Source organism: Gordonia sp. ALPHA1B1 (genome assembly GCF_005502615.1).
Lineage (GTDB): Bacteria > Actinomycetota > Actinomycetes > Mycobacteriales > Mycobacteriaceae > Gordonia > Gordonia hongkongensis.
This window is the reverse complement of record NZ_SCOC01000002.1, coordinates 92,163-109,839: the sequence shown is the minus strand read 5'-3', so window position 1 is coordinate 109,839 and position 17,677 is coordinate 92,163. Positions and strand designations below refer to the sequence as shown.

19 protein-coding genes and 1 riboswitch are annotated in these 17,677 nt (G+C 67.4%); of the genes, 8 read left to right on the top strand and 11 right to left on the bottom strand.

Annotated elements, in window-relative coordinates; translation table 11 throughout:
- Positions 1–6: 6 nt before the first annotated feature.
- Both FFS52_RS01655 and FFS52_RS01650 read right to left on the bottom strand, forming a co-directional pair.
- Positions 7–948 (bottom strand): ATP-binding cassette domain-containing protein, encoded by a 942-nt coding sequence (locus FFS52_RS01655; RefSeq protein WP_137808612.1) that lies wholly within the window; start codon positions 946–948, stop codon positions 7–9.
- Between the two features lie 132 nt (positions 949–1,080).
- Positions 1,081–1,623: an EXLDI protein gene (locus tag FFS52_RS01650; RefSeq protein ID WP_068970632.1), complete on the bottom strand. Its 543-nt coding sequence runs from the start codon at positions 1,621–1,623 to the stop codon at positions 1,081–1,083.
- 126 nt (positions 1,624–1,749) lie between these two features.
- On the opposite strand from FFS52_RS01650, the gene FFS52_RS01645 reads away from it, so the two are divergent.
- Positions 1,750–2,481 carry a hypothetical protein gene (locus FFS52_RS01645; protein ID WP_212743636.1) on the top strand — a complete coding sequence of 244 codons (732 nt, stop codon included), beginning with the start codon at positions 1,750–1,752 and terminating at the stop codon, positions 2,479–2,481.
- On the opposite strand, the gene FFS52_RS01640 is transcribed toward FFS52_RS01645, so the two are convergent.
- Positions 2,478–2,831: a DUF2304 domain-containing protein gene (locus FFS52_RS01640; protein WP_065630498.1), complete on the bottom strand. Its 354-nt coding sequence runs from the start codon at positions 2,829–2,831 to the stop codon at positions 2,478–2,480. The two genes, FFS52_RS01645 and FFS52_RS01640, sit on opposite strands and share 4 nt — an antisense overlap.
- 7 nt (positions 2,832–2,838) lie before the next feature.
- Complete coding sequence (locus tag FFS52_RS01635; protein WP_137808611.1) at positions 2,839–3,540, bottom strand: glycosyltransferase family 2 protein; 702 nt, start codon at positions 3,538–3,540, stop codon at positions 2,839–2,841.
- A 91-nt stretch (positions 3,541–3,631) separates the two neighbouring features.
- On the opposite strand from FFS52_RS01635, the gene FFS52_RS01630 reads away from it, so the two are divergent.
- Positions 3,632–4,486 carry a glycosyltransferase family 2 protein gene (locus FFS52_RS01630; protein ID WP_137808610.1) on the top strand — a complete coding sequence of 285 codons (855 nt, stop codon included), beginning with the start codon at positions 3,632–3,634 and terminating at the stop codon, positions 4,484–4,486.
- Positions 4,487–4,784: 298 nt separating this feature from the next.
- On the opposite strand, the gene FFS52_RS01625 is transcribed toward FFS52_RS01630, so the two are convergent.
- On the bottom strand, positions 4,785–6,062 hold the full coding sequence (locus FFS52_RS01625) for a polysaccharide biosynthesis protein (protein ID WP_137808609.1): 1,278 nt from the start codon (positions 6,060–6,062) through the stop codon (positions 4,785–4,787).
- 8 nt (positions 6,063–6,070) lie between these two features.
- Positions 6,071–7,438 (bottom strand): M1 family metallopeptidase, encoded by a 1,368-nt coding sequence (locus tag FFS52_RS01620; protein WP_137808608.1) that lies wholly within the window; start codon positions 7,436–7,438, stop codon positions 6,071–6,073.
- A gap of 222 nt (positions 7,439–7,660) precedes the next feature.
- On the opposite strand from FFS52_RS01620, the gene FFS52_RS01615 reads away from it, so the two are divergent.
- A complete protein-coding gene (locus tag FFS52_RS01615; RefSeq protein WP_058251379.1) occupies positions 7,661–8,086 on the top strand; it encodes a DoxX family protein in 426 nt (141 codons plus the stop codon).
- Between the two features lie 4 nt (positions 8,087–8,090).
- On the opposite strand, the gene FFS52_RS01610 is transcribed toward FFS52_RS01615, so the two are convergent.
- A complete protein-coding gene (locus tag FFS52_RS01610) occupies positions 8,091–8,672 on the bottom strand; it encodes a hypothetical protein (RefSeq protein ID WP_171011523.1) in 582 nt (193 codons plus the stop codon).
- Between the two features lie 129 nt (positions 8,673–8,801).
- Between FFS52_RS01610 and FFS52_RS01605 the strand changes: the two genes are divergently transcribed.
- Positions 8,802–9,296: a DUF5709 domain-containing protein gene (locus FFS52_RS01605; protein ID WP_058251378.1), complete on the top strand. Its 495-nt coding sequence runs from the start codon at positions 8,802–8,804 to the stop codon at positions 9,294–9,296.
- On the opposite strand, the gene FFS52_RS01600 is transcribed toward FFS52_RS01605, so the two are convergent.
- On the bottom strand, positions 9,293–10,144 hold the full coding sequence (locus FFS52_RS01600) for a Clp protease N-terminal domain-containing protein (protein WP_137808606.1): 852 nt from the start codon (positions 10,142–10,144) through the stop codon (positions 9,293–9,295). The genes FFS52_RS01605 and FFS52_RS01600 overlap by 4 nt on opposite strands.
- 172 nt (positions 10,145–10,316) lie before the next feature.
- Here FFS52_RS01600 and egtB point away from each other — a divergent pair, with 172 nt between their 5' ends.
- Together egtB and egtD are read left to right on the top strand one after the other, a co-directional pair.
- Positions 10,317–11,630, top strand: coding sequence for an ergothioneine biosynthesis protein EgtB (egtB, locus tag FFS52_RS01595; protein ID WP_078111738.1), 1,314 nt, complete (start codon positions 10,317–10,319; stop codon positions 11,628–11,630).
- On the top strand, positions 11,627–12,616 hold the full coding sequence (egtD, locus tag FFS52_RS01590; protein WP_058251376.1) for an L-histidine N(alpha)-methyltransferase: 990 nt from the start codon (positions 11,627–11,629) through the stop codon (positions 12,614–12,616). The genes egtB and egtD overlap by 4 nt, the downstream gene beginning before the upstream one ends.
- Here egtD and FFS52_RS01585 read toward each other — a convergent pair.
- Positions 12,597–13,661: an LLM class flavin-dependent oxidoreductase gene (locus tag FFS52_RS01585; RefSeq protein ID WP_078111737.1), complete on the bottom strand. Its 1,065-nt coding sequence runs from the start codon at positions 13,659–13,661 to the stop codon at positions 12,597–12,599. The two genes, egtD and FFS52_RS01585, sit on opposite strands and share 20 nt — an antisense overlap.
- 192 nt (positions 13,662–13,853) lie before the next feature.
- Between FFS52_RS01585 and FFS52_RS01580 the strand changes: the two genes are divergently transcribed.
- Positions 13,854–14,243 (top strand): SHOCT domain-containing protein, encoded by a 390-nt coding sequence (locus tag FFS52_RS01580; protein ID WP_058251374.1) that lies wholly within the window; start codon positions 13,854–13,856, stop codon positions 14,241–14,243.
- Between the two features lie 77 nt (positions 14,244–14,320).
- Here FFS52_RS01580 and thiD read toward each other — a convergent pair whose 3' ends face one another.
- Both thiD and thiC read right to left on the bottom strand, forming a co-directional pair.
- On the bottom strand, positions 14,321–15,241 hold the full coding sequence (thiD, locus tag FFS52_RS01575) for a bifunctional hydroxymethylpyrimidine kinase/phosphomethylpyrimidine kinase (protein WP_078111736.1): 921 nt from the start codon (positions 15,239–15,241) through the stop codon (positions 14,321–14,323).
- Positions 15,241–16,929 carry a phosphomethylpyrimidine synthase ThiC gene (gene thiC / locus FFS52_RS01570; RefSeq protein ID WP_078111735.1) on the bottom strand — a complete coding sequence of 563 codons (1,689 nt, stop codon included), beginning with the start codon at positions 16,927–16,929 and terminating at the stop codon, positions 15,241–15,243. Before thiC ends, thiD begins: the two co-directional genes overlap by 1 nt.
- Positions 16,921–17,035: riboswitch (TPP riboswitch) on the bottom strand. It overlaps the preceding gene by 9 nt.
- A 210-nt stretch (positions 17,036–17,245) precedes the next feature.
- Between thiC and FFS52_RS01565 the strand changes: the two genes are divergently transcribed.
- Positions 17,246–17,593: a GNAT family N-acetyltransferase gene (locus FFS52_RS01565; RefSeq protein WP_058251372.1), complete on the top strand. Its 348-nt coding sequence runs from the start codon at positions 17,246–17,248 to the stop codon at positions 17,591–17,593.
- Positions 17,594–17,677 lie beyond the last annotated feature (84 nt).

Sequence of the window (17,677 nt, the reverse complement as noted above, 5' to 3'; positions counted from 1 at the left end):
CTTCTCCTAGTTGGCGGTGGTAGCGGCGGTGCGGCCGGTGATGGTGAGGAAGACGTCGTCGAGATCCGGTGTGTGGACCGAGATCCCGGCAGCGTCGATCCGGGCGTCGTCGAGGGTGGCGAGCACGCCGCGGACAGCGCCGATCCCGGCGCCACCGGGGACGGCGAGGGTGTTCTCGCCCGGGGTGTCGACCGCCGAGGGGAACTGCGACCGCGCCCGTTCGAGGTCGTCGGCGTTCGTGAAGTCGATCCGGATGTATCCGCCCGGCACGAGACGCTTCAGTTCGGCCGCCGTCCCCTCGGCCACGATGCGGCCGCGGTCGAGCACAGCGATCCGGTCCGCGAGGTGATCCGCTTCCTCGAGGTACTGCGTGGTGAGGAAGATGGTGGTGCCGCCGGCGACGAGACCGCGGACGGTGTCCCAGACCGCGCGGCGGGACCGTGGATCGAGTCCGGTCGTCGGCTCGTCGAGAAAGATGATCGACGGTTCGCCCACCAAAGTCATGGCCAGGTCGAGGCGCCTGGTCATACCGCCGGAGTATTCGGCGACCCGACGGTCCGCGGCGTCGGTGAGGTCGAAGTCGCGCAGCAACCGGTCGACCCGTTCGCGGGTCGCCGCTTTCGAGAGATGTCGCAGGCGGGCGACCATGGTGAGGTTCTCCCGCCCGGTCAGCAACGTGTCGACGGCGGCGAACTGCCCGGTCAGGCCGATCTGCGCGCAGATCTCGGCGCGGTCGGTCCGCGGATCGAGTCCGGCGACCTCCACCTCACCAGCGTCCTGTTGCGACAACGTGGACAGAATCTTCACGGTGGTCGTCTTCCCGGAGCCGTTGGGTCCGAGCAGGGCGAACACCGTGCCCGCCGGTACGTCGAGATCGATACCGTCGAGGACGGTGTGGTCGCCGAAGGACTTCGTGAGTCCGGAGGCGCGGATGGCGGTTGTTGTCATGATCGTGCTCCCAGTGGTTGATGGATCAATAAATAAACTCATGCGCATATATGCATGTGTGGGTAGACGACCGTCCCTGATGGACGTCGCCGGGAAGTACTCGGTGGTTCTAGCGGTGCGGTCGGGTGGGGTTCACACGTCCAGGTCTTCGACCTCGGGTCGGAGGGCGGCGGCGGTACGTGCGTAGAAGCGTTCGGGGACAAGCGGTTTGAGCTGGTCGGGAGAGTCGACGATGTCGACGCGGTAGTCACCCCAGTCGGGTAGGTCGGCGGTGAACAGGCTGCGGACACTGGGAAGGCCGGTCAGGTCTTTCAGCCAGTTACCGGTCTTCTGGCGATGTGTCACCCCGTAGTTCGCCCAGTCGACGTGGTGGACCGCGAGGACGATCTTTCCGGTCCGCCCTTCGTAAGCGGTCAATTTGGTTGCATTGCCGGTGGTTTCGTCGTACTCGGTCTCCTCGGCGAGGAGTCTGCCGAAGAACCGTTTACGACGCACTCCGTCGGGACCGTCGCGCAGGACGACCTCGTCGTAGCCGGCGTCGCGGTAGTCGGCCGCCCGCACGTACGCGCGTAGTGCCTCCACGACTGCGCCGGAGAGATTGCCTCCCGACACCTGTTGAGCGCGTTCGAGGACTTTGAGGTCCTCGTCGGAGACGTAGATGGTCTTGTTGGGCATGCGGTAACTATATGTAGATGTATACGTAGACGCAAGGGATTGGTGAAACTGCATCCGAGTGGGCGGTCCGGAAGGGTGACGGCTCCGAATCGTTCAGTAAGCTGAGCGATGGGAGGTGGCGAGCAGATGCTCACTGGAGTGATCGGAAATTCGGCGATCATGGCCGCGATAGGGCTGGGGATGATCGCGTTGACGGCGTGTGTGTTCCGCCTGAGGCGGTCGGGTGGGGCCGTCACCTGGTTGGTGGTCCTGCTCGGCGTGGCACTGACATTCGACAACGTGGCGGTTGCCGTAGGCCGGATGGTCGTCTTAGGTGACCTCCTGTACGCGATCAACCTGCCGCGCTTCTGGATTCACGGGCTGATGACTCCGCTGATCGTTGTCGCCGCGGCCGTGCTCGCCTGGCGTCTGGGGGTGCGGTGGAGTCGCCCGGTGGTCGTGGTCGGGGCCGTTCTCGTCGCCACATTGGTGGTCGTCGGGATCGTCGAGTGCTTCGTGGCGCTGGAGCTGACGCCGGCGACCGACGGTGATGCGCTGCGGTACGCCAACGCCGCCGCTGCCGGCCCGCCGGTCCCCGCACTGGGCACCGTGCTGATCCTCATCGCGATCGGGATGACCGCGTGGCGTCAGGTGCGGTCGTTCTGGCTGTTGCTCGGCTCGGTGACGATGCTGGTCACCGCGGCCGCGGGCACGTCGGTTCTCTGGCTCGGCAACTTCGGTGAGCTGGTGTTGTACGCCTCCATCGTCGCCACCATGTTCCAGGTGGCCGCGGCCGAAAGCCGTTCCGCCGCCGATGGTGCGAACGATCGGCTGGAGTCGGGGAGGGTCGCGGCGCAGTCGACGACGGTCCGGAGCTAGTCGCCCGTTCCGGAATGGTTCTCGCGCTCCGCGTCCTGCAGCGCGATCGCGCGGGCCAGCCGCGCGTACTTGACCTCCAGGTCGCGGAACCGCAGATACGTCGACACCGTCGTGAAGGCGAATGCGATGACCAGCAGGAACAGGACCAGGTCGAGGCCGCGTTGGATGCCGATTTTGTTGGCCACCCATGTGACGTCGTCCTGCCGCAGCATCGCGTAGAGGCCGAAGCCGATGAACGCGACGAACAGCAGCTTCACGCCTGCCGACGCGCGGGCCGTGCCCCGGTTCACCACGAAGAACCCGACGAGCGCGACCAGACCCAGGATCGCGAAGATCTGGAACCAGATCATCGTGGCATCACTTCCTCATCCGGGTGTGGAACAGGCCATCGGCGACGATGTTGACCCCGTTGATCAGCGACTGTCCCTTCGCCCGCGAGTAGTCGGTGTAGAGGATCGTCACCGGTTGTTCGGCCACCCGCCACCGGTGGTGATCGATGAGCGCGATGAACTCCGACGCGTGGCTCATCCCGCTCATGAGCAGGTCGAGCTGATCGGCCACGGTCTTGTTGAACGCCCGAAGTCCGTTGTGCGCGTCGGACAATCCGAGGCGACGGGTGCGCGGGCTCAGGAACACGATGGTGCGCAACGCCATCCGGCGCAGGATCGGAACCGATTCGCTGCGACCATCGGCGAAGCGGGTTCCGACGATGATGTCGACCGGCTCGCGTCGTAAGCGCTCGATCATGGCCGACACGTCGTCGACCCGGTGCTGTCCGTCGGCGTCGAAGGTCACGAAGAACCGTGCCCCCGGCCGGCGACGCGCATACTCGACGCCGGTCTGGATCGCGGCACCCTGGCCGAGGTTCACCGGGTGCCGAACCAGATGCACCCCGGCGGTCCGGATCTCCTCGGCCGAGTTGTCCGAGCTGCCGTCGTCGACGCAGACGATGTTGGGAAACGTCTCGCGGGCCTTGGCCGCCACCTCGCGGATCACCTGGCCCTCGTTGAAAACGGGTACCACCAGCCACACGTCGGCGTTGGTACTGGGTTCGGCCATGGTCAACAACCCTAACCCGCTTCCGCGCGGGGTCTGCCGCCCGGCACGCCTCGGGGGTCGCGTCGTGATCGGACCTGGTTAGTCTTGTCCTGTGACGATCGACGTGATGATGCCGTTCTACGGCGACGTCGCCCAGTTCCGGCAAGCCGTCACCAGTGTGCTCGACCAGGACGACCCGGACCTCCGGCTCGTCGTCGTCGACGACTGCTACCCGGATCCGACGCCGCGGCAATGGCTGGAGTCGCTCGGCGACGCCCGGGTCCAGTACCTCCGCAACGAGACCAACCTCGGCGTGAACGGGAACTTCCGGCGTTGCGTCGAGCTGGTCACCGCCGACTGGTTCGTGGTCATGGGGTGCGACGACGTGATGCACCGCGCCTACCTCGCCGCCGTCCGTACGATGGCCCGCCACCATCCCGACGCCGCGGTCCTCGCGCCCGGCGTCGACGTCATCGACGAGAACGGTCAACCGGTCACGCCGCTCGGTGACCGGATCAAGTCGGTTCTCGCGCCGCCGCGGGCGACCGTGCTGTCGGGGGAACGGCTGGCCACCTCGCTGTACCACGGCAACTGGACCTATTTTCCGTCCCTGTTGTGGCGGACCGCCGCCGTGCGCGAGGTCGGGTTCCGGCCCGGACTCGAGATCGTCCTCGATCTCGCACTCCTCGTCGATTTGGCGAGCGCCGGCGGGTCACTGGTCTACGACCCCGAGGTGGTCTTCTCCTACCGCAGGCACCGCGCCTCGGTGAGTTCCGTGCAGGCCGTCGACGGTCGGCGGTTCGCCGAGGAGAACCGATTCTTCGCCGACGAAGCGCAGCGTTGCGAGGCGCACGGCTGGCCGAAGGCGGCACGCGCCGCCAGGTGGCACGCGACGTCGAGGCTGAACCACCTCTCGGCTCGCGTCGGGGCGGGGGTCGGCCGGTTGCGGGGTTCGGCCGGGAGCTAGGAGCGCCCCCCGCTCCTCGAGGTGCGTGTGAAGCGAGCCCAACCCCTGCTCCCTGAGGTGCGGGCGAAGCGAGCTTAACCCCTGCTCCCTGAGGTGCGAGCGAAGCGAGCCTCGAAGGGCTCGTAGCGCGCCTCACCAGCCCTTCGAGGCTCGTCGCTTGCGCTCCTCGCACCTCAGGGAGCAGGGGGTATGCGGTTCTTTCGGTCAACGACGGCCGCGAGGCCGCAGGTACTGAGGAGCGAGCTTGCGAGCCGACCCCCTGCTCCCTGAGGAGCGAGCTTGCGAGCGTCACGAAGGGTCAGGCCCGCAGCACCCCGACGAGATGCACGCCGAGGCCGACCAGCGGTCCGACGACGAGGGCGACGCAGGTCCGGGTCGCGACGTCGAGCGGCAGCAACAACATCGCGATTGCGACCAGGGTCGACACCCACCATCCGGCCGCGTGCCAGCGGTGGGCGCCCGCGGCGATCGCGGCGGCGCCGGTCACGGTCAGCAGCGCCAAGCACGTCGCGCCGAGCGTCAGCAGCGCCACAACCACACCGTCGAGATCGAAGTCGGCGCCGAACACCGATCGCAACAGCCACGGGCCCACCAGCCACGCGGCCAGTACCCCCACGCCACCGACCGCGGCGACGATCCCGAGGGGAGCACCCAGCGCGCCGAGGCGACGGTCCCGGCGGTCGACGAACCTCGAGATCAGCACACCCTGAAAGCTGTTGAGCGGCACCAGTAGCGGCGCGCGGGTCAGGGTGACGGCGAGGATCAGCGCGCCGATTGTCCGGACTTCGTCGGCGTCGGGGCCGCCACGCAGGTCGGTGGTCAGGTTGATGAGAACGGGAAAACCCATGACGAGGACGGCGCTCGCGGCGGCGGCGGCCATCGCGGTCAGGGTGTTGCCCGTCAGACGTCGGGGCGCGACGTCGCCGGCGACGCCGATGGCACGGCGGGCCGAGGCCGACACCACGAGCAGCAGGCACCACGACACCGACCCGACGACGGTGACGACCAGGAACGCGGTGACGCCCCAGCCGGCCGCGACCGCGACACCGGCACCAGCGAGCCGGATCAGCGCGTCGACCGACAGCAGCACCGCGAACGACGACCAGTCCAGCCGCCCCGACAACGCTCCGCACAGGTGCGCGTACACCGCGAAGCTCGCCACGCCGACGGCGAGCAGCAGCACCGACAGGCCGCGATCCGCGGTGAACACCCGTGAGCTCCACAACGGTGACGTCGCGACGACCAGAACGGCCAGGCCGAGCCCGATGCCCGCATTGACCAGCAACGGGCGCGACCGTGCGAGCCCCTCCGATGCGGCGGTCCGGACCGCCCGCGTCGTCTCCTGCAGTTGCCCGTTCTGCGCCCCGGTCACCAGGCCGTAGGCGGCCCAGAACACGGCGAACACGCCGTAACCGACGGCCCCGAGATGCCTGGCCGCCAAGAGCAGGACGACATACCCCGACGCGGCCGCGACGATCGTCGCCATCGTGACCCGGCCCAGTGACCGTGCGTCGGTGTCGCCTGGCGGACTGGCCGAACCGGCGTCCGGACCCGGCGTCGTCGGATCGGTCGTCATCGAACGGTTCAGGAAGGACCCGGGAACGGCGGCAACTCGGGCGTGAACAGCCAGTCGTCCCAGAGATCCTTGAGCGGCTTCGACGAGTGGGTGGCGGCGAGCGCCATGAAGTCCTCGGTGGTCACCGAGCCGTACCGATACTTGTCGGTCCACCGCTGCAGCAGCGCGAAGAAGTCGCCGTCACCGATGGTCAGCCGCAGTGCGTGCAGGGTGAGTGCGCCGCGTTTGTAGATCCAGTCGTCGAACATCTTGCGCGGACCGGGATCGGTGAGTGGCACACGCACCGGCGACGATTCGAGTTTCGCGTAGTAGTGACGCGCCCATTCGTCGGCGCTGCGGCCGCCCGAGTGCTGACTCCACAGCCACTCGGCGTAACAGGCGAAACCCTCGTGGAGCCAGATGTCGCGCCAGCGGGCCGCGGTCACCGAGTTGCCGAACCACTGATGCGCGAGCTCGTGGGCGATCAACCGCTCCGCGTGCCGGCTGCCGTCGCAGTGATTGGCCCCGAAGGTGGAGAAACTCTGTGCCTCGATGGGGATCTCGAGTTCGTCGTCGGTGACCACGACGGTGTACTGGGGGAACGGATACGGCCCGAACATCTCGACGAACGCGGACATCATCTCGGTCTGCTGACCGAAATCGACCCCGAAGTTCTCCTCGAGTCGCGAGGGGACGAGGCCCGAGACCGGAATCGGTTTGGACGCCAACGAGATCTGCTTGTACTGACCGATCTGGATCGACGCCAGGTAGGTGGGCATCGGTTCCACCTGCTCGTAGACCCAGGTGGTCTGCGCGGCGCGGACCCGCTTGGACTCCAGGACGCCGTTGGCGAGCGCGTGATACGGGCTGTCGGTGGTGATCGAGATCCGGTACGGCGCCTTGGCGCTCGGGTGGTCGTCGCAGGGGAACCACGACGCCGCCCCGTTGGGCTGGTTCGCACAGAGCGAGCCGTCGGTCAGTTCCTCCCAACCGACCTCACCCCACGGGCCGCGGATCGGATGCGGACTGCCGTGGTATCGGACGGTGACGGTCATCGCCCCGCCCGGGGGGAGTGGAGTGTCGGGGGTGATGGTCAGCTTGTGCCGACGATGCGAATAGCGGGCGCGCTTGTCGTTGACCGACACCCGTTGCACCGACAGCGAGCTCGCCAGGTCGAGGGTGAAACGCTTGAGCTCGGCATACGACGTCGCGGTCAGGATCGCGGTGCCCTCGAGTCGATTGCTCGACACCTTGTACTCGAGTTCCAGATCGTATCGAGAGATGCGATAGCCCAGATTGCCGTTGTCGGGCAGATATGTATCGAGGACGTCGGCGGGTGCCCCCAGCACGGGTTGCCCGGAGTTGCCACGTGAACCCAGCCCAGACTTTCCCGGCACTCTCGACTCCTACTCCGTTCTGCCCCGGCGGGCTGACGTGCGGCGGCGCGCCTCGACGAGTCGCGTCGGCGACGCGCTGCGACCGGTCACGAAGCGGTTGCGGTTCGGTGGTGACGTCTCGATTCGGCTGTTCACCCGCGACGGGGCGATGCTGTCCCGGACACTGAGAGAGTACCTGGCGGCGGCACAGCCGGCCCGCCCGATCGATTCGAGGAGTGCGGAATGAGCGGATTCGGTAGTGTGGCGCAGTTTCTCGCGCGCCTGATACTCGGCATCATCTTCATCGCCCACGGGTGGCAGAAGCTGGTCACCCAGGGTATGGACGCCACCAAGGCGGCATTCGGCCCGGCCGGCATGGACATCCCCTACCCAGAGCTCGCCGCGTACTACGCGACATGGGTCGAGCTGATCGGCGGCATCCTGCTGATCCTCGGACTGCTGCTGCCCATCGTCGCGACCCTGCTGATCGCCGATATGATCGGCGCGATCGTGTTCGTGCACTGGGACGCCGGGTTCTGGAACATGGACGGCGGTTACGAGTGGCCGCTCGCGCTGATCGCGGGCCTGCTGGCCGTCGGCTACACCTCGGCCGGCCGGATGGGCGCCGACAGCTACATCATGCGACGCCGACGCCGAGACGTCGTCTGACGGCTCACACCAGAGCCAGACCGTCGATGGTGGTCGCGCTCGCCGGGGCGCCGCCACCATCGGCCAACCTATCGACCAGGCGCGTGAGCAGTTCTCGCTCCTCGTCGGCGTGACGGAGTCCGACTCCGTCGATGAGTCCCGGCGAGATCAGCGCGAGGGGATCGGTGTCGTGCCGGTGGACCACCGCCGCGCCGAGCAGACGTTGCGCCTGGGCGGGATCGGACTCCCAGAGCGCGTCGGCGGTCAGCAGGTACAACCGGACGGCCGGCGAATAGTCGTGCAGGTGCACGAGCGCCCAAGCCCAGTGCTTCGCGACGTCGACCGTGTCGGCTTCGGCGCGCCCGTGCGTGCGCACGTACTTGCCGTGCAGTTCACGACACAGGTGGCTGGCGTCGGACCACAGCATGAGATGGGACATGCAGCGGACGCAGTCGTGCAGATTGGACAGATACATCACCGAATACGGTCCCTCGCGGCGCGATCTGATCTCGCGGAGCACGGAGAACTCGGCCAGCGCGTGGTCGTATTCACCGGCCGAGAGCAGCGCCCGGGCCTCGGCCTGCATTTCCTCGATCACCCTCGACATTGTCGCCGATCCGGCACGCCGGCATCGGCGATTCGGCCGAACCGGGTGAGCGCGACCGACAGCGGTCGGCCACGTCGCGCCATCGGGTCGTCCTGGCAGGACTCCCGGCGGGCTGGCATCGTGGCAAGGATGAAGGACGACATCGGTAGCACCCCGGAGGGTTCGGACGGCGAGTACAGCCTGGACGAGGACGACCAACTGCAGCCGGAGGACACTCTGGACGACCGCGGCGTCGACGACGTCCTCGACGAGGGGTACTCACCGCCCGACTATGCGCCCAAGGGCGCCGTCCACGGGCTGACCTCTCGCGAGCAGGCCGAGGGCGAGACGCTCGACGAGCGGCTGGCCGAAGAGGAACCCGACGTCGGAGCGGTCGATCCGCTCGACGAGATCACCGCCGAGGAACGTGCGCGGACCGACTGGCGCGCACACGATTCCGATCGTGACGACGAGTTCGAGGAAGACGACGAGGTCGGGGACCGCCGCGCCGGACGTCTCATCGCCCCGGACGCCGGATCGGGTATCGACACCGAGTCGGACGCCGTCGCCGAGGACGCCGGGATCGACGGCGCCGGAGCCTCCGCGGAAGAGGCTGCGGTGCACTACATCTCCGATTCGGACTAGTCGGTCTGACCCGGCCCGCTCCCTTCGCTCCCGGCGCCGGCTTGATTCGGCCCGCTCGCTTCGCTCCCGGGGCCGGTTTGATTCGGCCCGCTCGCTTCGCTCCCGGCGCCGGGTTGCTCCAGTACCTGCGCCAACGTCGCGACGATGGTCGAGCGGACGGCGTCGGCCGTGAGGCCCAGCGCGCTCATCGCCTCGGCAAGCGTGCCATCGGCGAAGAAGCCGAGCAGGAGATGCTCCGTGCCGATGTAGTTGTGCCCGAGATCGAGGGCGGCGCCGACGGTCGACTCCAAGACCGACTTCGACGCGTCGTCGTAGGGCACCACGCTCGTTGCTTCGTCGTCGGCGATGTCCCGCGGTGCCGGGAGCAGCGGCGCGATGGCCGCACGCCAGGTGTCGGCGTCGACGCCGGAGTCCCGCAACACATGGAACACGAGGGACTTCGGTTCGGCCGTGAGGGCCTGCGCGATGTGGGCCGGGGTCACGTGCTCGGCACGGCCCGCGGCAGCTGCCGCGTTCGCGGCCATCAGTACGTTCGCGGCCCGAGGTGTGAAACGCGAGAACGGGTTGTCCGCGCCGGGAGCATCGTTCTCGCCCGCGGACGACACCCGATCGACGAACCGCTTCTGAGCGGCCTGTTTGCTCACGCCCATGCTGGTGCCGATGGCGGTCCACGATGCTCCCGAGCGGCGGGCCTGGTCGACGAAGTGACCGATCAGGCTGTCGGCGATGTCGCCCAGGTGCTGGGCGGCGACCACTGCGTCGGAGAGTTGGTCCAGCGGGTCCTCGTGGACCTTGCGGATGGCATGGATCAGGTCGTCGAGGCGGATGGAGACTGAATTCTGGGGCATGCGTCAACCGTAGGTTGACGAGTCGATCGCGTCAACCCCGAGTTGACGACGACACGTCGAGGCCTATCAAGCGCGTGTGCGTTGACAGGAACGGCAAGCGTCATGACGATGGATGCGGAGATCGGCGAAGTCGTCGCCGGCCGCTCCAGGCTTTGCCACGGGAGGTTATCCAGTGAGCATCACCGAACCGTCGGTTCGTCCCCAGTCCACAGACACCCGGTCCGCCGAGAGCCCGCCGGCGAACGGTGTCGTCACCGATGTCGCGCGTCGCTACCTCGACGTCCGCGCCCTGACCGACACGCTGTCCGAACGGCTTTCGCCCGAGGACCAGACACCGCAGTCGATGACCGAGGCGAGCCCGGCGAAATGGCACCGGGCGCACGTCACCTGGTTCTTCGAGGAGTTCATCCTGCGGCGTGACCCCGCGTACAAGGTCTACGACGACACGTTCCGGTACCTGTTCAACAGCTACTACGAGGCTGTGGGAGAACGGCATCCACGACCTGATCGCGGTCTCGTCACGCGGCCGGGTGTCCGCGATGTGACCCGCTATCGCGAGCATGTCGACGCCGCGATGGTGGATCTCCTCGAGCGCGGCGACCTCGACGAGGCCGCACTCGAACTCGTCGAACTCGGCTTCAATCACGAACAGCAGCACCAGGAGCTGCTGCTCATGGACATCAAGCATCTCTTCTCCACCAATACGTTCGGGCCGGTGTACGTCGATCGCGAACCCGACGAACCGGGCATCGCGAAAGCGTTGGGCTGGCGGCAGTTCGAGGGCGGCGTCAACGAGATCGGCGCGTTGGGCAGCGGATTCTCCTACGACAACGAGGGCCCCCGACACCGGGTGTATCTCGAGGACTTCGAGATCGCCGACCGCGCGGTCACCAACGCCGACTGGCTGGAGTTCATGGCCGACGACGGTTACCGGCGCGCCGAATTCTGGTTGTCCGACGGGTGGGCGACCATCCGCCAGACCGGATGGGACGCACCGGGATACTGGCGCGACGAGACCGGTGCGCGCTCCACCGACCCGTCGGACTGGACGACGTACACCCTGTCCGGTCGGCGGCGCATCGTGCCCGACGAGCCCGTCCTGCACGTCTCGTTCTACGAGGCCGACGCCTACGCCCGCTGGGCGGGGGCCCGGTTGCCCACCGAATTCGAGTGGGAGATCGCCGCCGGCTCACTGGGTACCGAGCGCGGGGCCCTGCTCGACCCGGACCGATGTCATCCCGGCCGCGTCGGTGCGGCGATGATCGGGGATGTGTGGGAGTGGACGGCCAGTGCGTACCTGCCCTATCCCGGCTTCGTGCCCGCCAACGGCGCGGTGGGTGAATACAACGGCAAGTTCATGTCCGACCAGCATGTGCTGCGTGGGGCGAGCGCGGTGACGCCTGTGGGTCACGAACGACTGACGTACCGGAACTTCTTCCCGGCGCCGTCGCGCTGGGTCTTCTCGGGACTCCGGCTGGCCCGATGAGCCTCGACAGCGACACCCCGGTGACGGCGACCACCGGGGACACGGCCATCGGGGGCCTTGCCGCAGACGCACTCTCGGGATTGTGGCAGCAACCGCCGGTCCTCCCGACGAAGTGGTTGTACGACGAGCGCGGCAGCAAGCTCTTCGACGAGATCACCCGTCTGCCCGAGTACTATCCCACCCGCCGCGAGACCGCGATCCTGCGCGCGCGGTCGGCCGAGATCGCCTCGACGACCCGTGCCGACGTCATCGTCGAACTGGGCTCGGGCACATCGACCAAGACGCGTCTGCTGCTCGACGCCTTCGTGGACGCGGCCGCCGACGGTGAGCGTCCGACCTACGTCCCCGTCGACGTCAGCACCGAGATGCTCACGACGACAGCCGAAGTGCTCGCCGTCGACTATCCCGGGATCGACGTCGTCCCCGTGGTCGCCGACTTCACCGAGCCCGACCTGGATCTCCCGCCCGCCGACGGCCCGCGCCTCGCGGTGTTCCTCGGTGGCACGATCGGCAACTTCGATCCTGCTGCGCGCGCGGAGTTCTATCGTTCGATGGTCGGCTCGTTGTCCCCGGGTGACTACTTTCTCCTCGGTACCGACCTCGTCAAGGACACCGGGCGGCTCGTCGCCGCCTACGACGACAGTGCCGGTGTGACCGCCGATTTCAACCGGAACATGATCGAGGTGCTCCGTGCCGGCCTCGACGCTCGCGGGCTCTACGCCGACGACTTCGAACACATCGCCCGCTGGAATCCGGGCGAGCACCGCGTCGAGATGTGGCTTCGCGCCCGGCGGGACGTCGACGCGTACTTCGGTGTGCTGGGCCGATCGTGGCGGGTGCCCGCGGGAACCGAGATCCACACCGAGATCAGCACCAAGTTCCAGCCCGGGGCGCTCGCGGAAGAACTCGAGTCGGCCGGACTGTCCGTCGTGTCGGCGTGGACCGATCCCGCGGGCGACTTCCAGCTCACCCTGACCCGACGCTGAGCAGTTCGCGCACCCGCGGGATGACCTGCGTTCCATAGAGTTCGATGCTGCGCATGAGCTCGGGGTGGCCGAGTGTCCCGTGCGAGTACTTCAGGTCGAATCGGCTCAGTCCCAGTGCTTGGACGGTCGACGCGATCTTGCGGGCGACGGTGTCGGGCGACCCGACGTAGAGCGAGCCGCCGGGTCCGGTCGACCGCTCGAACTCGATGCGGGTCGGCGGCGGCCAGCCGCGTTCGCGACCGATGCGTCCGACGTACTCGCGGTAGTGCGGCCACAGGTCGTCGCGTGCCTGCGCGTCGGTGTCGGCGACATGTCCCGGTGAGTGCACGCCGACGGGCAATAGCGGCTTGTCCATCTCGCGCAGGGCGCGGTGATAGAGATCGACGTACGGCTTGAAGCGCAGCGGGTCGCCGCCGATGATCGCCAGCATGAGCGGCAGGCCGTACGACGCGGCACGTACCACCGACTCCGGGCTGCCGCCGACCGCGATCCACGTCGGCAGGGGCGGGTTCTCGAGTTCGGGGTAGACCGTCTGGGACTGCAGCGGACTGCGCGTGGAACCCGACCAGGAGACCGGTCGGCCGGTGCGCAGTTCGGCGAACAGGGCCAGCTTGTCGCTGAACAGTTCCTCGTAATCGGAGAGGTCGAAACCGAACAGCGGAAACGACTCGGTGAACGACCCGCGCCCGAGGATCACCTCGGCGCGACCCGACGACAACGCATCGACTGTCGAGAACCGCTGGAACACGCGGATCGGATCATCGGAACTCAGGACGGTGACGGCCGAACCGAGACGCGTCCGGGTGGTGCGCGCCGCGATCGCGCCGAGTACGACCTCGGGTGCCGACACCGCGTAGTCGTCGCGGTGATGCTCACCGACACCGAGGAAGTCGACGCCGACCGTGTCGGCGAGGATGGCCTGCTCGAGCAGATCGCGCAGGGTCTGCGACCCCGAGCGCAATGTGCCGTCGGGTTCGGCGGTGATGTCCCCGAACGTGTCGAGACCGAGCTCGACCTTCTCGATACCTACCGGGTGAGATTCCATGTCGCCCTTCGCGAAGTTGTGATCGTGCGGGGCGAAATCGGAGGAATTGCGCCCGCATTGGTCTCTTCACACGATTTCACTAAATTCTTTCCAGTTCGTCACGGTGTCGAGGTCGGTGCTGTGTAATGCTTCATATCGGTTCATGTGCTCGGCGTGCGAGCGCCGATTCTTCTAGACAAGGGAGACACTCCGATGTGGGATTCATTCTGGGACTTCATCTGGTACACGATCGTCATCTTCGCGTTCGTCGCATACCTGATCGTCCTGTGGCACATCATCAGCGACCTGTTCCGCGACAAGGCGGCTTCGGGGTGGGCGAAGGCGGCGTGGGTGGTCTTCCTGATCATCTTCCCGTACATCACCGCCATCGTGTACCTGCTCGCGAAGGGCAAGGGGATGGCCGAGCGTCAGCGTGAGGCGTACAGCGAGGCCAAGCAGGCGTCCGACGAGTACATCCGGTCCGTCGCAGGCACCTCACCGACCCAGCAGATCGCCGACGCGAAGAACCTGCTCGACTCGGGCGCGATCACACCCCAGGAGTTCGAGCACTTGAAGAGCAAGGCCCTCAGCGGAACCGCCTGACGGTCCCTCGACACAGACAACGCTCCCCGATGGCGCCGGTCGCCGTCGGGGAGCGTTGTCTGTTTCTCGTGTTCGCGTCAGTCCGCCGACCCGACGCCCACACGCCACAGCGGATTGACCGGACCGTGGCCGGCGCCCAGTGGATACGCGGCCGCCAGGCAGCGGGTCACCCAGTCCTTGCCGAAGCCGACCGCCGCGGGAACGTCGTGCCCGTGGGCCAGCGCGCATGCGATCGCGGCGGCGAGGGTGTCGCCGGCGCCGTGGTCGTGCGGGGTGTCGATGCGTTCGTGGCTGAGCTCGATGAACTGGTCGCCGTCGTAGAGCAGATCGGGGGAGTGGTCCGAGGTTCGCAGGTGCCCGCCTTTCACCAGCGCCCAGCGCGGCCCGAGATCGAGCAGTGCCCTGGCCGCGTCGCGCTGCGACGCGGCATCGGTGACCGCGATGCCGGTGATGAGCCGGACCTCGTCCAGGTTCGGTGTCACCACCGTCGCGAGGGGAAACAGGCTGTGCCGCAGGGTGTCGAGTGCCGAGTCGGCGAGCAGCTGGTTGCCGTGCATCGACGCGCACACTGGATCGACCACCAGCGGAACGGATGTGTCCCGGCCGATTCCGCTCGTGCGGCACTGCTCGACGATGGCCTCGATGATGGGCGCCGACGCGAGCATCCCGGTCTTCGCCGCGGCCACACCGATGTCACCGGACACGGAGTCGATCTGCGCCGCCACGGTCTGCGGTGAGATCTCCTCGAACCCGCTCACGCCCACCGAGTTCTGGACCGTCACCGCGGTCACCGCGACACACCCGTGCACCCCGAGCAGGGCGAAGGTGCGCATGTCTGCCTGTATTCCCGCGCCCCCGCCGGAGTCCGAACCCGCGATGGTCAGGACCCGTACCGGGGCCGTTCCGGGCGGTGACAGCGGGAGTCCCGTGTAGGCCTGTTCGTCGACCGTGCGCTGATTCGCGTCGACTGTGCGTCGTCGTGCGTCGTCTGTGCGCATCAGGCGCCGCCGGTCGTCTGGAGCGGGAGGTACACGCGGTTACCAGCCTCGGCGAACTCGGCCGACTTCGCGGCCATGCCCTCGGCGATAGTCCGGTCGATGTCGTCCGCGGTGACGAGACCGTGCTCCTCGGCGTAGGCGCGGACGTCCGCCGAGATCCGCATCGAGCAGAACTTGGGTCCGCACATCGAGCAGAAGTGGGCGGTCTTCGCGGGCTCGGCGGGCAGCGTCTCGTCGTGGTATGCGCGCGCGGTGTCGGGGTCGAGGGCGAGATTGAACTGGTCGGTCCAGCGGAACTCGAAGCGCGCCTTGCTCAGTGCGTCGTCGCGTTCCTGTGCCCGCGGGTGGCCTTTGGCCAGGTCGGCCGAGTGCGCCGCGATCTTGTACGTGATCACGCCGACCTTGACGTCGTCGCGGTCCGGAAGTCCTAAATGCTCTTTCGGAGTCACGTAGCACAGCATCGCGGTGCCGGCCTGAGCGATCATCGCCGCGCCGATGGCCGAGGTGATGTGGTCGTAGGCCGGCGCGATGTCGGTGGCGAGCGGACCCAGGGTGTAGAAGGGGGCCTCCTCGCACAACTCCTCCTCCAGGCGCACGTTCTCGGCGATCTTGTGCATCGGGACGTGCCCGGGGCCTTCGATCATGACCTGCACACCATGCGATTTGGCGATCGCGGTCAGCTCGCCGAGAGTGCGGAGTTCGGCGAACTGGGCCTCGTCGTTCGCGTCGGCGATCGATCCGGGGCGCAAGCCGTCGCCGAGGGAGAACGTGATGTCGTAGCGGCGGAAGATCTCGCACAACTCGTCGAAGTGCGTGTACAGGAACGACTCCCGGTGGTGCGCGAGACACCAGGCCGCCATGATCGAACCGCCGCGCGACACGATGCCCGTCACCCGCTTCGCGGTCAGCGGAACGTAGCGCAGCAGGACACCGGCATGCACGGTCATGTAGTCGACACCCTGCTCGGCCTGCTCGATCACGGTGTCGCGATACAGTTCCCAGGTCAGCGAGGCGGGATCGCCGTTGACCTTCTCCAGCGCCTGGTAGATCGGAACCGTCCCCACGGGGACCGGCGAGTTACGCATGATCCACTCGCGGGTGGTGTGGATGTCGGCGCCGGTCGAGAGATCCATGATCGTGTCGGCGCCCCAGCGGGTGGCCCACACCATCTTCTCGACCTCGTCGGAGATCGAGCTGCGCACCGCCGAATTTCCGATGTTCGCATTGACTTTCACCGCGAAGTTCTTGCCTATGATCATCGGTTCGGACTCCGGATGCCGGTGGTTCGCCGGGATGACCGCTCGCCCGATCGCCACCTCCGACCGGACCAGTTCGGGGTCGATGCCCTCTCGGGCGGCGATGAACCGCATCTCTTCGGTGATGATCCCGGCCCGCGCCCAAGCTAGCTGGGTGCTCGCGCCGTCGACCGGTTCCGGGCGGCGCCAGTTGTCGCGGGTGGGGGCGAGGCCCTTCTCGACGTCGATGCGCGCCGTCGGATCGGTGTACGGACCCGAGGTGTCGTAGACGTCGAGGTGTTCGCCGTTGGTGAGGTGGATACGACGCTGCGGGACGCGCAGGTCGCCGACCGTGAGGTGGTGCTTGGTGCTGCCCTCGATCGGACCGAGGGTCAGGAACCCTGAGTCGGCGGGTGCGCTGCCGTCGCGAGTCGCGGATACACGTGTGCCCATGGCTTGTCTCCCTACGCCGGCATTACCCGGACAGGTTCGAGCGGTCGGCGACCGCCCGTCGCCATCTCAGCCCTCGGTCATCGTGAGAGCCCCCGCGGTGTAGTTGTCGTGCGTCCGCCACCCTACAGCGCGGAGTTCGTTCGGGTCGTAGGGGTGCGCGCGACCGTCTCGATGTGCGACGACCGGACGATCGGGGTCATCAGTTACGGTTCCGTAAGGTACCGTGTGACCCGGATCACAAGCGGGGCCTATGCCGAGGTTCGGACGGCACATGTCAGTGGTCCGATGTCCACGATCAAGAGGTGAGGAGGGTCGGGTGCTACGCAAGCATCGTCAGCGACCACCACAGTCGGCGAAGTCGATCCTGCAGCAGATCTCGCAGGTGGTGCACAATCCCGACCGCGACCGGTTCGAGCTGTGGGTCGCCGGCGACCTGGTCGGCGTGCTCGGCTATTCGACCGAGACGGTCGACGGTCAGACCACCATCACCGTCCTACACACCGTGCTCTACGACGAGTACACCGGACATGGTCTCGCCACCCGACTCACCCGCACCGTCGTGCACTTCACCCGCGAGCAGGGCGCCCGCCTGCGGCCCGTGTGCACCTTCACCAAGCACTATCTCGACGGCCATCCCGGGATCGTGACCCTCGCGCCGGTGTGATCCGAAGGTAAGCCTCGGCGGCTCCGGAACATTCCTCGCCGGACCCTTCGAGGCTCGTCGCTATCGCTCCTCGCACCTCAGGGA

Coding starts and splice junctions, on each gene's coding strand:
- FFS52_RS01655 (WP_137808612.1), bottom strand. CDS start 948: ATGACAACAACCGCCATCCGCGCCTCCGGACTCACGAAGTCCTTCGGC.
- FFS52_RS01650 (WP_068970632.1), bottom strand. CDS start 1,623: ATGCCCAACAAGACCATCTACGTCTCCGACGAGGACCTCAAAGTCCTC.
- FFS52_RS01645 (WP_212743636.1), top strand. CDS start 1,750: ATGCTCACTGGAGTGATCGGAAATTCGGCGATCATGGCCGCGATAGGG.
- FFS52_RS01640 (WP_065630498.1), bottom strand. CDS start 2,831: ATGATCTGGTTCCAGATCTTCGCGATCCTGGGTCTGGTCGCGCTCGTC.
- FFS52_RS01635 (WP_137808611.1), bottom strand. CDS start 3,540: ATGGCCGAACCCAGTACCAACGCCGACGTGTGGCTGGTGGTACCCGTT.
- FFS52_RS01625 (WP_137808609.1), bottom strand. CDS start 6,062: ATGACGACCGATCCGACGACGCCGGGTCCGGACGCCGGTTCGGCCAGT.
- FFS52_RS01615 (WP_058251379.1), top strand. CDS start 7,661: ATGAGCGGATTCGGTAGTGTGGCGCAGTTTCTCGCGCGCCTGATACTC.
- FFS52_RS01610 (WP_171011523.1), bottom strand. CDS start 8,672: ATGTCGAGGGTGATCGAGGAAATGCAGGCCGAGGCCCGGGCGCTGCTC.
- FFS52_RS01605 (WP_058251378.1), top strand. CDS start 8,802: ATGAAGGACGACATCGGTAGCACCCCGGAGGGTTCGGACGGCGAGTAC.
- FFS52_RS01600 (WP_137808606.1), bottom strand. CDS start 10,144: ATGCCCCAGAATTCAGTCTCCATCCGCCTCGACGACCTGATCCATGCC.
- egtD (WP_058251376.1), top strand. CDS start 11,627: ATGAGCCTCGACAGCGACACCCCGGTGACGGCGACCACCGGGGACACG.
- FFS52_RS01585 (WP_078111737.1), bottom strand. CDS start 13,661: ATGGAATCTCACCCGGTAGGTATCGAGAAGGTCGAGCTCGGTCTCGAC.
- FFS52_RS01580 (WP_058251374.1), top strand. CDS start 13,854: ATGTGGGATTCATTCTGGGACTTCATCTGGTACACGATCGTCATCTTC.
- thiD (WP_078111736.1), bottom strand. CDS start 15,241: ATGCGCACAGACGACGCACGACGACGCACAGTCGACGCGAATCAGCGC.
- thiC (WP_078111735.1), bottom strand. CDS start 16,929: ATGGGCACACGTGTATCCGCGACTCGCGACGGCAGCGCACCCGCCGAC.